The sequence below is a fragment of the Streptomyces sp. NPDC104371 genome, assembly GCF_055583785.1.
The window spans coordinates 1-13,681 of record NZ_JBVJNF010000010.1 but is presented as its reverse complement, the minus strand read 5'-3'; the positions used below and the strand labels follow the sequence as shown (position 1 = coordinate 13,681).

The 13,681-nt window shown below is 73.0% G+C and carries 9 protein-coding genes; 6 read left to right on the top strand and 3 right to left on the bottom strand.

Annotation, left to right across the window (positions count from 1 at the left end):
• Positions 1-48: 48 nt before the first annotated feature.
• Both ACZ60T_RS26570 and ACZ60T_RS26565 read right to left on the bottom strand, forming a co-directional pair.
• The gene (locus tag ACZ60T_RS26570) at positions 49-4,539 is read right to left on the bottom strand and encodes an HAD-IC family P-type ATPase (protein WP_469668145.1); all 4,491 of its coding nucleotides are present in this window, start codon (positions 4,537-4,539) and stop codon (positions 49-51) included.
• A gap of 9 nt (positions 4,540-4,548) precedes the next feature.
• The gene (locus ACZ60T_RS26565) at positions 4,549-5,028 is read right to left on the bottom strand and encodes a hypothetical protein (RefSeq protein ID WP_469668144.1); all 480 of its coding nucleotides are present in this window, start codon (positions 5,026-5,028) and stop codon (positions 4,549-4,551) included.
• Between the two features lie 650 nt (positions 5,029-5,678).
• Between ACZ60T_RS26565 and ACZ60T_RS26560 the strand changes: the two genes are divergently transcribed.
• The 6 genes from ACZ60T_RS26560 (at position 5,679) to ACZ60T_RS26535 (ending at position 12,990) form a co-directional block, all read left to right on the top strand.
• The gene (locus ACZ60T_RS26560; protein WP_365625083.1) at positions 5,679-5,987 is read left to right on the top strand and encodes a hypothetical protein; all 309 of its coding nucleotides are present in this window, start codon (positions 5,679-5,681) and stop codon (positions 5,985-5,987) included.
• 231 nt (positions 5,988-6,218) lie between these two features.
• Positions 6,219-7,055 carry a DUF8175 domain-containg protein gene (locus ACZ60T_RS26555; protein WP_469668143.1) on the top strand — a complete coding sequence of 279 codons (837 nt, stop codon included), beginning with the start codon at positions 6,219-6,221 and terminating at the stop codon, positions 7,053-7,055.
• Positions 7,045-8,388 carry a hypothetical protein gene (locus ACZ60T_RS26550; protein ID WP_469668142.1) on the top strand — a complete coding sequence of 448 codons (1,344 nt, stop codon included), beginning with the start codon at positions 7,045-7,047 and terminating at the stop codon, positions 8,386-8,388. The genes ACZ60T_RS26555 and ACZ60T_RS26550 overlap by 11 nt, the downstream gene beginning before the upstream one ends.
• A complete protein-coding gene (locus ACZ60T_RS26545) occupies positions 8,385-9,944 on the top strand; it encodes an SCO6880 family protein (RefSeq protein WP_365625092.1) in 1,560 nt (519 codons plus the stop codon). The genes ACZ60T_RS26550 and ACZ60T_RS26545 overlap by 4 nt, the downstream gene beginning before the upstream one ends.
• Positions 9,945-9,950: 6 nt before the next feature.
• Entirely contained in the window at positions 9,951-11,372 is a 1,422-nt protein-coding gene (locus ACZ60T_RS26540) for an ATP-binding protein (RefSeq protein WP_469668141.1), read from the top strand.
• 16 nt (positions 11,373-11,388) lie between these two features.
• Positions 11,389-12,990, top strand: coding sequence for a type IV secretory system conjugative DNA transfer family protein (locus ACZ60T_RS26535; protein WP_469668140.1), 1,602 nt, complete (start codon positions 11,389-11,391; stop codon positions 12,988-12,990).
• 5 nt (positions 12,991-12,995) lie between these two features.
• Here the strand turns inward: ACZ60T_RS26535 and ACZ60T_RS26530 are convergent, their stop codons facing one another.
• The gene (locus ACZ60T_RS26530; RefSeq protein ID WP_469668139.1) at positions 12,996-13,541 is read right to left on the bottom strand and encodes a GNAT family N-acetyltransferase; all 546 of its coding nucleotides are present in this window, start codon (positions 13,539-13,541) and stop codon (positions 12,996-12,998) included.
• Positions 13,542-13,681: the final 140 nt, after the last annotated feature.

The following is a 13,681-nucleotide window of genomic DNA, read 5'->3' as shown; positions in this document are numbered from 1 at the left end:
CTTTCGGGGCACCCGAGGGCCGCCGGCTCGGGCCGCGGCCGCGCGGGATCAACTGCCGTCCGGGGGCTCGGCCGTGGGCGGCGGACCGGCGCTGGAGGCCTTGCGCAGGATGTCAGAGGCGTTGCGCGCCAGATCGGAGACCGACCGCGCCGCCTCCGAGACGGACCGCGCCGCGTTGCCTGCCGGTGTCTCGGGCGGGGCGCTCTCGGAGGAGCGCCACCACCGCAGCACGGCCCGCTCCACCCCCGGCAGCGCCCGGTGCCCGGCCACGGCGACCGCGATGGCCGCCACCACACCCGCCCAGGCGACCGGGCCGAGCGGGGTGCAGCCGAGGGCCTGGCTCACGCCCGGGGTCTGCACCAGGGCGACGAGCGCCGCGGCCGAACCGAGGGCCGTGGCCCGCACCAGCAGGCTGTCCCGGCGGTCGGCCATGGTCTGGGCGAGCTGGGTGCCCACGAGCGCGCACAGGGCCATCGTGGTGGCGCGGCGGGCGGTGCCCGGGGTGAAACGGCCGATCAGCCAGGCCACGCTCGCGCCCAGGCAGGTCGCCAGGGCGCGGTGGCGGATCTGCCGGATCAGCGCGGGCCCGAGGAGAGAGGTGAGCAGCCGTCCGCCCGGCTCGCTGCCGGTATCGGCCCCGTCGCGCCGCTCCCGGTCGGGGGTCACCGCCACCGCGACCGCCGGGAACAGGTCCGTGAACAGGTTGACCAGCAGCATCTGGCGGGTGGAGAGCGGGGACGCGCCCCACAGCAGCCCGCCGAGGATGCCGAAGCCGACCTCGCCCGCGTTGCCGCCGATGAGGATGGCGATGGCGTCGGCGACGCCGTGCCACAGCGCGCGGCCCTCGGCCACCGTCTCGATCAGCACGGTCAGATCGGAGTCGACGAGGACGAGGTCGGCGGCGTTGCGGGCGGCGGCCGAGCCACGGGCGCTGATGCCCACGCCGATGTCGGCGGCGCGGATGGCCGCGGCGTCGTTGGCGCCGTCGCCCACCATCCCTACGACCCGTCCCGCGTCCCGCAGCGCCTCGATCACCTGGAGCTTCTGCTCGGGCGCGACCCGGGCCACGACGTCCGCGTCCCGCAGCATCCGGGCCCGTGCCGCCCGGTCCGCGGCGGCCAGTTCGTCGCCGGTGACCACGGCCGTGTCCCCGGGCCAGCCCAGCTCCACGGCGATCGCCCGCGCGGTCTGCGGATGGTCGCCGGTGAGCATGACCGGCCGTACGCCGATGCGCCGCAGGCCCTGGACGAGGGCGGTGGACGTCTCCCGCGGCACGTCCGACAGAGCCAGCAGGCCGGTGCACCGGAGCCCCGCGAGGGCCTGCTCCAGCACCTCCTCGTCCCTCTCGTCCCCGGTCAGCGGACGCTCGGCCACCGCCAGCACGCGCAGCCCCGCGCCGGCCAGCGCCTGGGCCGCGGCGGAGACCCGGTCCGGCAGTCCGGCGCAGGCGGGGAGCACGATCTCGGGGGCGCCCTTGACCACGAGCACCCGGGCGCCGTCCTCGCAACGGCCCACCGCTGCGGCGTACCCGCGACCGGCCTCGAAGGGGCGGCCCTCGGTCTGCGTCCAGTGCGGATCGGACCCGGCCGCGTCCAGGACGGCCTCGTCGGTGGCGTGCGCCGACCTGCCGTCCTCCTCGCCGGTCAGCCGGGGGCAGGCACGGGCCGCGACGCACAGGGCCCGCGCCGATCCGAGGTGATCGGCCGCCCGTACGGCGCCGTCGGCGTCCGCGGCCCGCACCACCCGCAACCGGTTCTCGGTGAGCGTGCCGGTCTTGTCGAAGCAGAGCGTGTCCATCCGGCCGAGCGCCTCCAGCGTGCGCGGGGTACGGACCAGGACGCCCTGCCTGCTCAGCCGCCGGGCGGCGGCGAGCTGGGCCACCGTCGCCACGAGCGGCAGCCCCTCGGGAACGGCGGCGACGGCCACCGACACCCCGCCGCTGACCGCGCGGCGGATCGGTGTGCCGTGCAGCAGGGACAGGCCGGTCACCGCGGCCCCGCCCGCGAGCGTCAACGGCAGTGCCTTGCGAGTGAGTTCCTGGAGCCTGGCCTGCACCCCGGCGGCCGCGGGCTTGCGGGCGGCGAGGGAGACGGCGCGGGCCGCCTCGGTGCGGTCACCGGCCTCCACCACGACCGCGCGGGCCCGCCCGGCCACCACGGTGGTGCCCTCGAAGACCATGCAGCGGCGGTCGGCGACGGCGGCGCGCGGGGTCGAGTCGGTCTGCTTGTCCGCCGGCAGGGACTCCCCGGTCAGCGCGGACTCGTCGATCTCCAGGCCGTCCTCCCACAGCAGCCGCGCGTCGGCCGGTACGACGTCGTCGCCCTCCAGCTCGATGATGTCCCCCGGGCGCAGCTCGGCGGCGTCCACGGTCCGCGCGCCCCGCCTGCGGGGCCGGTGCGCCCCCCGCCGCTGCCGCAGCCGGGCCTTGCGCTTCTGCTCGGCCACCAGCCCCGACAGCGCCCGCTCCGCCCGCAGCCGCTGGACGCCGCCGACCAGGGCGTTCAGATCGAGCGCGCCGACGACCAGCAACGCGTCCGCGGCGGAGCCGAGGATCGCCGACGCGGCCGAGCCGACCGCCAGCACGGGGGTGAGCGGATCGTCGAGTTCCCCCCGTACGGCGCGGGCCAGCCGCACCGTCCAGCGCACCGGGCCGCTCGCGGGCCGCAGCCAGGGGTGCCCGGCCAGGGCCCGCACGATGCTCCGCGCCCGATCGCTCGCGCGCTCGGCCTCCGGCTCGGGCTGCCGCTCCAGCCGCTCCTGGACCTCCTCGGGCTCCAGCGCGTGCCAGGCGACCCGCGGGCGCGGCTGCGGGGGCGGGGCCGCGGCCACGCGGAGCGCCGCCCGTACGCCCATCAGCAGGGCGGCGGCCGTGGCCGCGTCGACCGGGGTGTGCCGCAGTCCGGGCAGCGGCCACCGGCGCGAGGGACGAGCCCCGCGCACGGCCACGAGGAGCCCGGACAGGGCCGCCCCGGACCGGGCGAGCGTCTGCGACCTCCCCGCGACCCCGCGCGCGGCCGGGATCGCGGTCAGCACCCGCCAGGCATCGGCCAGACCGTGCGGGGCGAGCACATCGGCGCCCCAGACGACCACCCCGTCCCGGTCCGTGAGGGCGATGGCGACATCGCTGCCGAGCAGACCGGCGAGCACCTCGTCCTGCTCGGCCGAGGCGGGCCGGGCGACGGTGACCACGGTCCCGCCCTCGCCGTCCTCGCGCAGCTCCTCCACCACCTGCTCCAGCGGCCGGTCGCCGCCGACGACCCGGTCGGCGAGCCCCGTGAAGTCGGCCAGCGCCGGGTGGTCGACCATCACCACCCGCAGCCCGGCGTGGCGCGCCGCGTCCAGGACGGCCTCGATCCACGGATCCGCGCCGCCCGGGGTCAGCAGCGCGCTGGGGTGCAGGACGAGCGTCTCGGCCAGTTCCAGGTGGCGCAGCCGCTCGGGCTCCCGGACCAGTACGCCCTGCCTCGCCAGGGCGCCGCTCAGGACGGAGTGGAAGGCGGCGGGGCCGTAGCGGGCGGCCTTGGGCGAGCCCGCGAGCACCGCCTCCGCCGCCTCCTCGATGTCGCGCTTGACCAGTTCCGTCGCCACCGCCGCGAGCACGCTGCCGACGGAGGTGTGGGCGGCGTACTCCTGGGTCGGGGAGATGCGCAGCGGCGGGCGCGGACAGTGATCGGCGGGCACACCGGTCCGCGCGGGCCCGCACCACTGGTCGTGCGTCGCGTCGAACGCGACCGCGCGCGCCACCCGCTCCGTCAACTGGCAGGCGCGCAGCCCGCCGTCGAGCACCAGGGCGGTCGGCGTACCGCCCGCGGTGTGCGCCACCGCGTTGGCGAGGCCGAGCGTCAGATCCATCCCGGACCGGCCGAGGCGGCCCGTGAGCCAGGTGCGAAAGCGCGGGTTCTCGCGCAGCAGGGTCACCACCGCGGTCAGGACGCGCGGGGTGTGCGGCAGCCGCAGGACGGCACCGGCGATCGCGGTGCCCGCGCCGAGGACGTCGGCCGCGAGCGCCGCCGCGGCGGTCCGTACGGCGGCGGGGTCGCCGGGATGGGAGAACTCCTCCTCCGGGTCGGCCGCGACGGTGAGCCCCCACCGTCCGGCCAGGCCGGTGGCGCGCTCCACCACCTGGTCGGTCAGCTCCGCCTCGGTGGCCGTGATCACCAGCCGGGTCAGCCCGCCGTCCCAGTACGCGGAGACCACGTCCGACCGCTCGGCCAGCGCCTCGGCCACCCTGCGGGACGCCTGTGCCACGCGTCGTACGGCGTTCCCGCGCCCGGCGCGGCCGGGTTCGGCGAGCCGCAGCGTCAGATGGGCCCGCGCACCGGACCGCCACTGGCCGGTGTCGCCGGGCAGGGCGTTGCGCACCACCCGGGCGACCCGTACCGCGCTGTCGGCACCGTGGACCCCGGCCCGCGCCGCCGCCGTGAGGGCGCCTGCCGCCGCTCCCACCGCGGCCGGGGCGCCGCGCACCAGCCGCCCGGGGGCGGCCCGGACGAGGCCGGTGGCGGTCGAGGGACGCGTCACCCCCGCTTCTGGCCCCATCGCACGCCCTCAGGTGGCGACGGTGGTACGGCGGTGCCGCGTCGTACCGGCGCTGTCGGCACTCTTCGCGGCCTTCGCCGCCTTGGCGGCGTTCCTCGTGGCACTCCTCGCGGCGCTCTTCGCGGCACTCCGGCCGGAGGCGGTGCTGCGGGCCGAGGCGGTCTTGCGCGCGCCGGACGCCGTGCGCTGGGTGCTCCGGGAACCGTCCGCCTGCGCGGACCGCTCCGACTGCTCGGGCCGCGACTGGGTCAGCCAGGCCACGGCCGCACCGGTGACCGCGACGGGCCACTCCACGAGGCCTACGGCGCCGAGCACCCCGGCGCCTGTGTACACGGCCAGCCGCCGCCCGCGCGGAGACACGGCTCCGACCGCGTTCAGCGCGCCTTCGGTGGCCCTGCCGACTGTCTCCGCACCGGGCACCCTGCGCAGCGCGGAGACCATGGTCCGCAGCGGCTCGGGAAGGTCCGACGACGACTTCTGCTGAGCCATTCCTCTCGCCTCCATACATCTGTTCTGTATGAGTGGTTCCCGCGATGCCCCTGCCTTCACTCGCAGAAACGATAAATCGGGAGGAAGAGTCGTATTCAGGGGCGTCAGGGCGTCTGACACTCCGGGGACGCTCGGCCGCTCCGGGGACGCATGGCGCGAGGCGTGCCCCGCGCACGGGGGCATCGCCCGCGCACGGGGAAGCGGGGCCCGAGGGAGGAAGACCCGGCGGTCCCTCGTTGCGCCACCACCCTGTGCGCCGGGCGCCGCGAACCGGGGATAGCCTTCCGCTCGTACGGGTGACAGCCGTACGCCACCGGCAAGTTGAGCGGGCGGCACCGCGGGCCGATCGAGGGCCGCGCGGTGCGAACGGGGTCGACAGCGGGACCGCACCACGGGTTCCGCTCAGGCGTCATTGCCCGGTGTGACCTGCCGTGATACACAGATACGCAGAGTAACCATACGTGTCTTCGAATACCGCCCCGCGCCCCCACGAGGGGCCTGCGGGGATCGGAATCAGGGGGCCCATACGAAATCGGCCAATTCAATGACGCCAAGTCGACATACGACAGCCTCGTTGTCGGCGAGAATGAGCCTGACCTCTGCAACTGTGGCAGGGGGTACAGAACTACCCACCAGGGGCGGTGACTTACATGGAGCTCGCGGCCGCAAAAGGCGACATCAACACGATCATCGGCGGTATCGCTCCGAACTGGGGGCCCTTCGGCAGCCTGGGCAACGAAGCACGCGTGATGGTCGAGGTGGTGATGGCCGTGGCCATCATCCTCTGCCTGGCGATCGCGATCTGGGGCGCCGCCAAGCAGCGCATCGGCGCGACAGCCCTGCGCGACACCTTCAGCGCGGAACAGGGCAAGGGGCTGATCATCGCGGGCCTCACCGGGGTCTTCATCATCGGTTCGCTCGGCACGCTGTTCACGATCGTGTACGGCATGGCCGTCTAGCCCCGCCCCGGACCGCCACGCACCGCCTGGCGCTCCGTCAGGTCCCGGCCGGGCGCGCCCGGTTCCTCTCCCGACCCATCCGTCCGTCGCGCCCACCGGCTGAGGTTGCGTTTCCCTGATGTCGAGTCACCACACCGCGCCCGCGCGGCTACCAGCACGGCTACCGTCGTACATCTACGCGTTTCGACACGAGGTGCGGAGTGGCTATGAGGTCGAGGGGGCGTGCTCGGCGTGAGTCTCGATGACGGTGGCTCCCGGGGGGGCGACGGAGAGTACGGAGGGGTCGGGCAGACCCGTACCCGGCTGCCCGAGCGGGGCGGCGATGTGTACGGGGGTGCCCGGCGGGGCCGGTCCTCGTCGCGGAGACTGGTCATGGTCGTCGGCGTGGTCGTCCTGCTGATCGCGGCGATCGCCTTCGCGAACCGCGGCGGCGGTGGCTCCTCGCCGGGCGGCGACCACCACGGCGACAAGGCCGCCGCGGCCCCGACAGCCGCCTCCGGCGCCCACCCGGTCCGTACGAAGACGGAGGGCATCCCCTCGGGCTTCGGCCATGACGAGGAGGGGGCGCAGTCCGCTGCCGCGAACTACGCGGTGGCGCTGGGTTCTGACGCCATGTTCAAGACAGACAGCAGACGAGCCCTTCTGAAGCGCCTCTACACCCCCGACGCGGCAGCCCGGCTCCAGGGCGCGATGGACCAGGCCTACTCGGCCGACCTTCTCGGCAAGATGGGCCTCGACGCCGACGGCAACGCACCGGCGGGCAGCACCTTCGTCTCCCGCGTGGTCCCCGTGGGCACCACGGTCCAGCGGTACTCCGCCGACAACGCCAAGGTCGCGGTCTGGTACCTGGGGCTCATCGGCATGTCCGGCGAGAAGTCGACCGACCCCATCACCTCGACCTGGAAGACGTGGACGTTCGATCTGCAATGGTCCAACGGCGACTGGAAGATCGCCTCCGACGAGCAGAAGAACGGCCCCGCCCCTGTCCCCGGTGACGACCGGGCCGCCGGCTCCGACGAGATCCGCAAGGCCACCGAAGAGTACGGAGGGTTCACGTATGCCCGCTAACCGCTGCGTACTCAAGGTCGCCGCAGCCGCCACAGCCGCGCAGACGGCGGTGGTGCTGCTGGCCACCCGCGCCCTCGCCGATCCCAGCCCCACCCCCACGTCCCCGTCGTCCGGGTCGCCGTCGCCGTCGCCGTCGCCCAGCAAGAACCCCTGCGACCTCATCGTCGGCGACGCCAAGAAGTACTGCGAGATGGGCAACTCCCCCTCGAAGGGCGGCGCCCCCTCCAACGACCTCACCAGCACCCCCCAGGACCCCCTCTCCTCGCTCGCCAAGGGCTTCGCCGACGCCGCCTCCTGGACCGTCGACCAGCTCAGCAAGGCCATCAAGGAGACGGCCAGTGTCGACTTCACCAACCACAAGTTCCTTCAGCAGTACGCCATCGTCTTCGCGGCCTCGGCCATCCTGACCCTGGTGCTGTGGCTGCTGGCCGTCGCGAAGCGGGCCATCCGCGGGGTCCCCTTCGGCACCGCGATGTCCGAGGCCATAGGGTTCCTCTGGCTGACCGTCGTCGCCTCCGCGTTCACCCCGCTGATCCTCTACACCGTCGTCTCGGCGACGGACAGCGTCAGCGACGTCCTCGCCAAGGCCTCCGGCAACCAGACCGACACGTTCTTCGGCGCGTTCTCCGGCGCCCTCAGCAAGGGCACGGACATCGGCGGCGGCCCGATCATGCTGATCCTGGTGTCGCTCGTCTCCATCGTCGCGGCGGGGGTCCTGTACCTGGAGCTGTTCCTGCGCGCGGTCCTGCTGTACGTCGGCGCCCTCCTCGGCGTCGTCGTCTACTCGGGCCTCGTCGACAAGAACCTCTGGGGCCATGTCCGCCGCTGGGCGGGCATCATGATCGCGGTGATCCTGGTCAAACCGGTGATCGTCATCGTGCTCGGCCTCGCCGGGGCCCTGGCCACGGGCACCGGCCCGGACTCCCTCGCGGCCGTCGTCTCCGGGCTCGCCATCATCCTGCTCGCCATCTTCTCGAGCGCCATGATCTACCGGTTCGTGCCCGGCTTCGGCGACGACATCGCCGCCTCGCGCAACAACCGCATCATGCAGGGCGCCGAGCGCAAGGCCGCGGCCGTCATCAGCTCCCCGGCGACCCTCGTCGCCCAGGGCATCAAGACCCACAGCAGCCGCGCCGACAGCCAGGGCGGCGGAGGCGGCGGAGCCGCGCGCCCCGCCAACCAGATGTCCGGCGGCGTGGCCGCGCACAGCACCCGGGGCCAGGGCGGCGGAGCCGCCGCTCCCCCGCCGCCGCGCACCAGCCCGGCCGACTCCCCGCACTCCAGCAACACCCGCAACAGCAGTACCAACCGCACGGGAGGTGAAGGGCGTTGACGACCGAGTCCCATCTGTCCCCCGCGGTCACGCCCCGCCGGACATATCTGATCGGGCGTGCCCGGCCGAATGCGATCGTCGGCCGCAACCGCGAGACCGGCGAGATCGCGCTGATCATCGCGGGCGCGTTCATCGGCATGATGTGCGGGCTCTTCATCAAGATCTTCTTGCTGCGCATCGGGCTCCTGATGGGCTTCCCGCTGATCGCGCTGGGCGCCGTCTACGTCCCGTACCGGCAGCGCACGTTCTACAAGTGGTACGAGATCAACCGCAGTTACCGGCGGACCCTGCGCCAGGGCACCGCCTACCGGTCGGGCGCCGTCGAGGCGGGCACCCACCTCGACGGACGCGAGGTCGAGATCGGACCGCCCCCGGGCATCGGCCGGATCTCCTGGCTCGCCGCCCCCTTCGGCCCCGACGAGATCGCCGTCCTGCTGCACGCCGACCGGCGCACCGTCACGGCCGCGATCGAGATCGAGGGCCCCGGCGTCGGCCTGCGCGACAGCGAGGACCAGGAAGCGCTCGTCGACCGCTTCGGCACGCTCCTCAAGCACGTCGCGAACGGCGACGGCTTCGTCACCCGCCTCCAGATGCTGGCCCGCACCCTGCCCGCCGACCCCGACGCCCACGCCAAGGACGTCGTCCAGCGCGGCGACATGCGCTCCCCGGCCTGGCTGCAACGGTCCTACGACCAGCTCCAGTCCATGGTGTCCACCAGCAGCGAGCAGCACCGCGCCTACCTCGTCGCCTGTATGCACTACACCCGCGACCTCGCCGCCGAGGCCCAGGCCATGGCGCGCGCCGCACGGCCGCAGGGCGTCAGGAAGGTCGACCGGGACGCGGGCCTCGCCATCGTCATGGCCCGCGAGCTGACCGACATCTGCTCACGGCTCCAGGAAGCCGACATCCGCGTACGGCAGCCGCTCGGACAGGGACGGCTCGCCTCCCTCATCCACTCCATGTACGACCCCGACCACCCCATCGACCACATCCAGGCGATGACCCGGCGCAACGCCTGGCCCGCCGAGCTGGACGCCATGGAGCCCACCTACCTCCAGGCGAAAACCCGCGAGTCCTCGACCCGCGCCCCCTGGTGCCACGCCACCGCGTGGATCAAGGAGTGGCCGATGACCCCGGTCGGCGTGAACTTCCTCGCGCCCCTGCTCGTCCACACCCCGGACGTCATCCGCACGGTCGCCGTCACCATGGACCTCGAACCCACCGAGGTCGCCATCGAGCGGATGCTGACCGAGAAGACCAACGACGACGCCGAAGCCAGCCGCGCCGCCAAGATGAACCGCACCGTCGACCCCCGCGACCTCGCCGCCAACTCCCGCCTCGACCAGCGCGGCGAGGACCTCGCGAGCGGCGCCGCAGGCGTCAACCTCGTCGGCTACATCACCGTCTCCGCCCGCTCTCCGGAGGCCCTCGCCCGCGACAAGCGCACGATCCGCGCCTCGGCGGGCAAGTCGTATCTGAAGCTGGAGTGGTGCGACCGCGAGCACCACCGGGCCTTCGTCAACACGCTCCCCTTCGCCACCGGCATTCGGAGGTAAGGCCTGATGCGGGATCCGCTGTCCGTCCTGACCGACTCCTTCGCGTCCTTCCTCTTCGGCAAGGTCGAGACGACCCGGCTGCCCGTCCGCACCTCCACGGGCCAGGCGCAGGCCGTCTATCTGCCGACGGCCGCGCCCGGCCTCGGCGACTCCGGCGTGATCATCGGCCGCGAGGTGTACTCCGGGAAGGGCTATATCTACGACCCCTTCCAGCTCTACGGCCAGCAACTCCCGGCCCCGCACTGGCTCGTGCTCGGTGAGTCCGGCAACGGCAAGTCGGCGCTGGAGAAGACATACGTCCTGCGCCAACTGCGCTTCCGCGACCGCCAGGTCGTCGTCCTGGACGCGCAGGGCGAGGACGGGGTCGGCGAGTGGAACCTGATCGCGGAGGAGCTGGGGATCACCCCCATCCGGCTCGACCCGACCGCGGCACTCGACCACGGCATCCGGCTCAACCCGCTCGACCCGTCGATCACGACGACCGGCCAGCTCGCGCTGCTGCGCACGATCATCGAGGTCGCGATGGGGCACGGCCTGGACGAACGCTCCGGCTTCGCCCTCAAGGTCGCCCACGCCTACGTCAACGAGACGATCGTCGAGCGCCAGCCGGTCCTGACCGACATCGTGGAGCAACTGCGCCATCCCGAACCGGAGTCGGCGGAGGCGATGAACGTCGCCCTGGACGACGTACGCGCCTGGGGCCTGGACGTGGCGCTGGTCCTGGACCGCCTGGTCGACGGTGACCTGCGGGGCATGTTCGACGGGCCCACCACGGTCGGTATCGACCTGGACGCCCCGCTGATCGTGTTCGACCTCTCCCATATCGACCGCAACTCCATCGCCATGCCGATCCTGATGGCGATCGTGGGTGTGTGGCTGGAGCACACCTGGATCCGCCCGGACCGCAAGAAGCGCATCTTCCTGGTCGAAGAGGCCTGGCACATCATCAACAGCCCGTTCGTGGCCCAACTGTTCCAGCGGCTGCTGAAGTTCGGCCGGCGGCTCGGACTGTCCTTCGTGGCCGTCGTGCACCATCTGAGCGACGTGGTGGACGGGGCGGCGGCGAAGGAGGCGGCGGCGATCCTGAAGATGGCCTCCACCAGGACGATCTACGCCCAGAAGGCGGACGAGGCGCGCGCGACAGGCCGGGTCCTCGGCCTGCCCCGGTGGGCCGTGGAGATCATCCCGTCGCTGACGCCCGGTATCGCGGTCTGGGACGTCAACGGCAATGTGCAGGTGGTCAAACACCTGATCACGGAGATGGAACGGCCGCTCGTCTTCACCGACCGCGCGATGACGGAGTCGTCGAGCGACCTGACGGACGACGCCCTGCGCGCCGCGGAGTTGGAGGCGGAGGAGCGTGCGGCGGCGTTCATGGAACAGCGGCTGAGCGACCTGGACGGCACGTCCGAGTCGACGGTGGCATAGGAACAGGCGGGCCCGTATGAGACCAGGCAGGGAGCGGCAGAAGCAGGAGGGCATCCCCGACGGGCTGCTGGTGGGCATGCTCACCTTCCTGCTCGGCGTCACGCTGATGGTGTGGACCGCCACGGGTATCGCGGGCTGGTTCGCCCGGGGTGCCTGGCCGCACGGCGTCCGGTTCAGCCGTACGCCGATGGCCATACGGCAACTGCTGGCCCAGCCCCACGATCTCGCGGGCGCGTGGCCGGACACCCCGGCCGACCAGCTCTCCGGGTACGGGCTGTTCTGGGGCCTGTTCATCAGCGAACTGATGGTGCTGGTGGTGCTCAGCGTGTTCGCGATCGGCACGGTGACCCGGTGGCGGGCGCTCCGCGCGCACCGCAGGACGGCGGGCCCGGGACCGGAGCGGGGGCACGAAGCGCCCGAGCAGCGGCCGACCGCGCCGTCGAGCACGCACGAGGTCCCGGCGGAGACACGGGAGACGCGGGAGGCGCCCGTGACGCGCGAGATCCCGGTGACCGAGCACGTGCCCACGCCCCGCCCGGCCGCAGAACCCACCGAGGCTCCCGCCGTGCCCGCACCGCTGACGGTCGCCCCCGCGGCCCTGTCCGCCGACGAACCGCAGACAGTGCAGGCGGCACCACCGGCCCCGGCGGTGCAGACAGGCAGCGTCCAGACGGCCTCCTCGGCTCTCCAGACGGCTCCCTCGGTCATCCTCGGTGCCCCGGACGTACGTCACCCCATCGCCGCCCAGGCCCTGCGGGAAGCGGAAGGGCCCGCGCTCGTCGTCACGTCCAGCCCTGCCCTGTGGTCGGAGACCAAGGACGCCCGCGCCAAGCTCGGCCCCGTCCTCCTCTATGACCCCTCGCATCTGTGCGAGACCCCGGCCCGGCTGCACTGGGCCCCGACCGTCGGCTGCGAGGACAAGGCCACGGCGGCGGCACGCGCCGTCGCGCTGCTCGCCCCCGTCCGCCCCACGGCCCGTATCGACGAGGCGCTCGCGGACGTGGCGGAGACCCTGCTGCGGAGCTATCTGCACGCCGCCGCGATAGACGGCCGCACCATCCGGCACCTCCACCGCTGGGCCCAGGGCACCCAGATCCAGGAGGCGGTACGCGCTCTGCGGACGAATCCCAAGGCGTCGTCCGGCACGGCCGGCGAGTTGGAGGCCGCGCTGACCTCGCATCCCGAACGCCGTGACATGGCCCAGGAGTTGACGGGCCGCGCGCTGGCCTCCCTCTCCACGGTGAACATCCGCGAGGCATGCACACCACATCGAACTGACAGCCTTGCCTTGGATTCCTTCGTCAACGAAGGGGGCACGCTTTACGTAGTGGGCGAGCCCATCGAGGACCCCAGACAACGTCCCGGCGCCATGCCGCTGTTGACTGCCCTCGCCTCCAGCGTGGTCGAGCGCGGCCGCCGCATGGCCGAACGGTCATCCTCCGGTCGCCTCGACCCACCACTCACGCTCGTCCTGGACGATGTGGCGGCCGTGGCTCCCCTCCCCCAGCTCCCGGAACTCCTGTCCACCGGAGCGGACCGCGGCCTGCCGACCCTGGCCCTGCTCCGCTCCCGCGAACAGGCCCGCACCCGCTGGCCACACCATGAACTCCCGGTGTAGTCAGCTCAGTTCCGCTCGATCACCATCTCCAGCTCGGACTCCTGCGAGCCCTCGGACAGCCGTACGGTGACCCCGCTCGGCACGAACCCCATCTTGCGGTAGGCGGCACCGGCCCGCCCGTTCTCCTCGTGCACGAGGAGTCGCACGCGCTCGGCGCCGCGGCCCCAGGCCCACTCCAGGCCGGCGTCGAACAGCGCCTTGATCAGCCCGGTGCCACGGTGCTCGGGCCGTACGAACACCCCGATGACATGCGCCTGCCGCCGCTCGACCGCGTGCCCGGCCCAGTCCGTCGTACCGGCCTCTTCCATCAGCACGGTCACTGTGCCGCCCCAGTCCCCGTCCGGGGTCTCGGCGATGAACTGCTGTACGCCGAGCGCCCCTTCAGCGGCTCCAGCGGCCCGCTCCTGCCAGAACGCGTCGGGCTTGGCGGCGGCTTCCTCATAGGTCTCCAGGAAGGCGAGGTGCGCGACCTCGTCCTGGAGCGCGGCAAGCCTCAGCTCCTTCACCGCGAGCCACTCATCAGAACGTATGGACCGGATCTTCTGCTGCATGCGGCCACAGTAGCCACAGGACACAGTGGACGCGCCTCGATTTTCACCCCGTAAACGCAGGAAACCCCGCACCAAAAGGTGCGGGGTTTCCTCAATATTAGTTCGGCGGCGTCCTACTCTCCCACAGGGTCCCCCCTGCA

Bases quoted from the DNA above. Each gene is read 5' to 3' on its own strand.
- ACZ60T_RS26570 (WP_469668145.1), bottom strand. From the start codon at position 4,539: ATGGGGCCAGAAGCGGGGGTGACGCGTCCCTCGACCGCCACCGGCCTC.
- ACZ60T_RS26565 (WP_469668144.1), bottom strand. From the start codon at position 5,028: ATGGCTCAGCAGAAGTCGTCGTCGGACCTTCCCGAGCCGCTGCGGACC.
- ACZ60T_RS26560 (WP_365625083.1), top strand. From the start codon at position 5,679: ATGGAGCTCGCGGCCGCAAAAGGCGACATCAACACGATCATCGGCGGT.
- ACZ60T_RS26550 (WP_469668142.1), top strand. From the start codon at position 7,045: ATGCCCGCTAACCGCTGCGTACTCAAGGTCGCCGCAGCCGCCACAGCC.
- ACZ60T_RS26540 (WP_469668141.1), top strand. From the start codon at position 9,951: ATGCGGGATCCGCTGTCCGTCCTGACCGACTCCTTCGCGTCCTTCCTC.
- ACZ60T_RS26535 (WP_469668140.1), top strand. From the start codon at position 11,389: ATGAGACCAGGCAGGGAGCGGCAGAAGCAGGAGGGCATCCCCGACGGG.
- ACZ60T_RS26530 (WP_469668139.1), bottom strand. From the start codon at position 13,541: ATGCAGCAGAAGATCCGGTCCATACGTTCTGATGAGTGGCTCGCGGTG.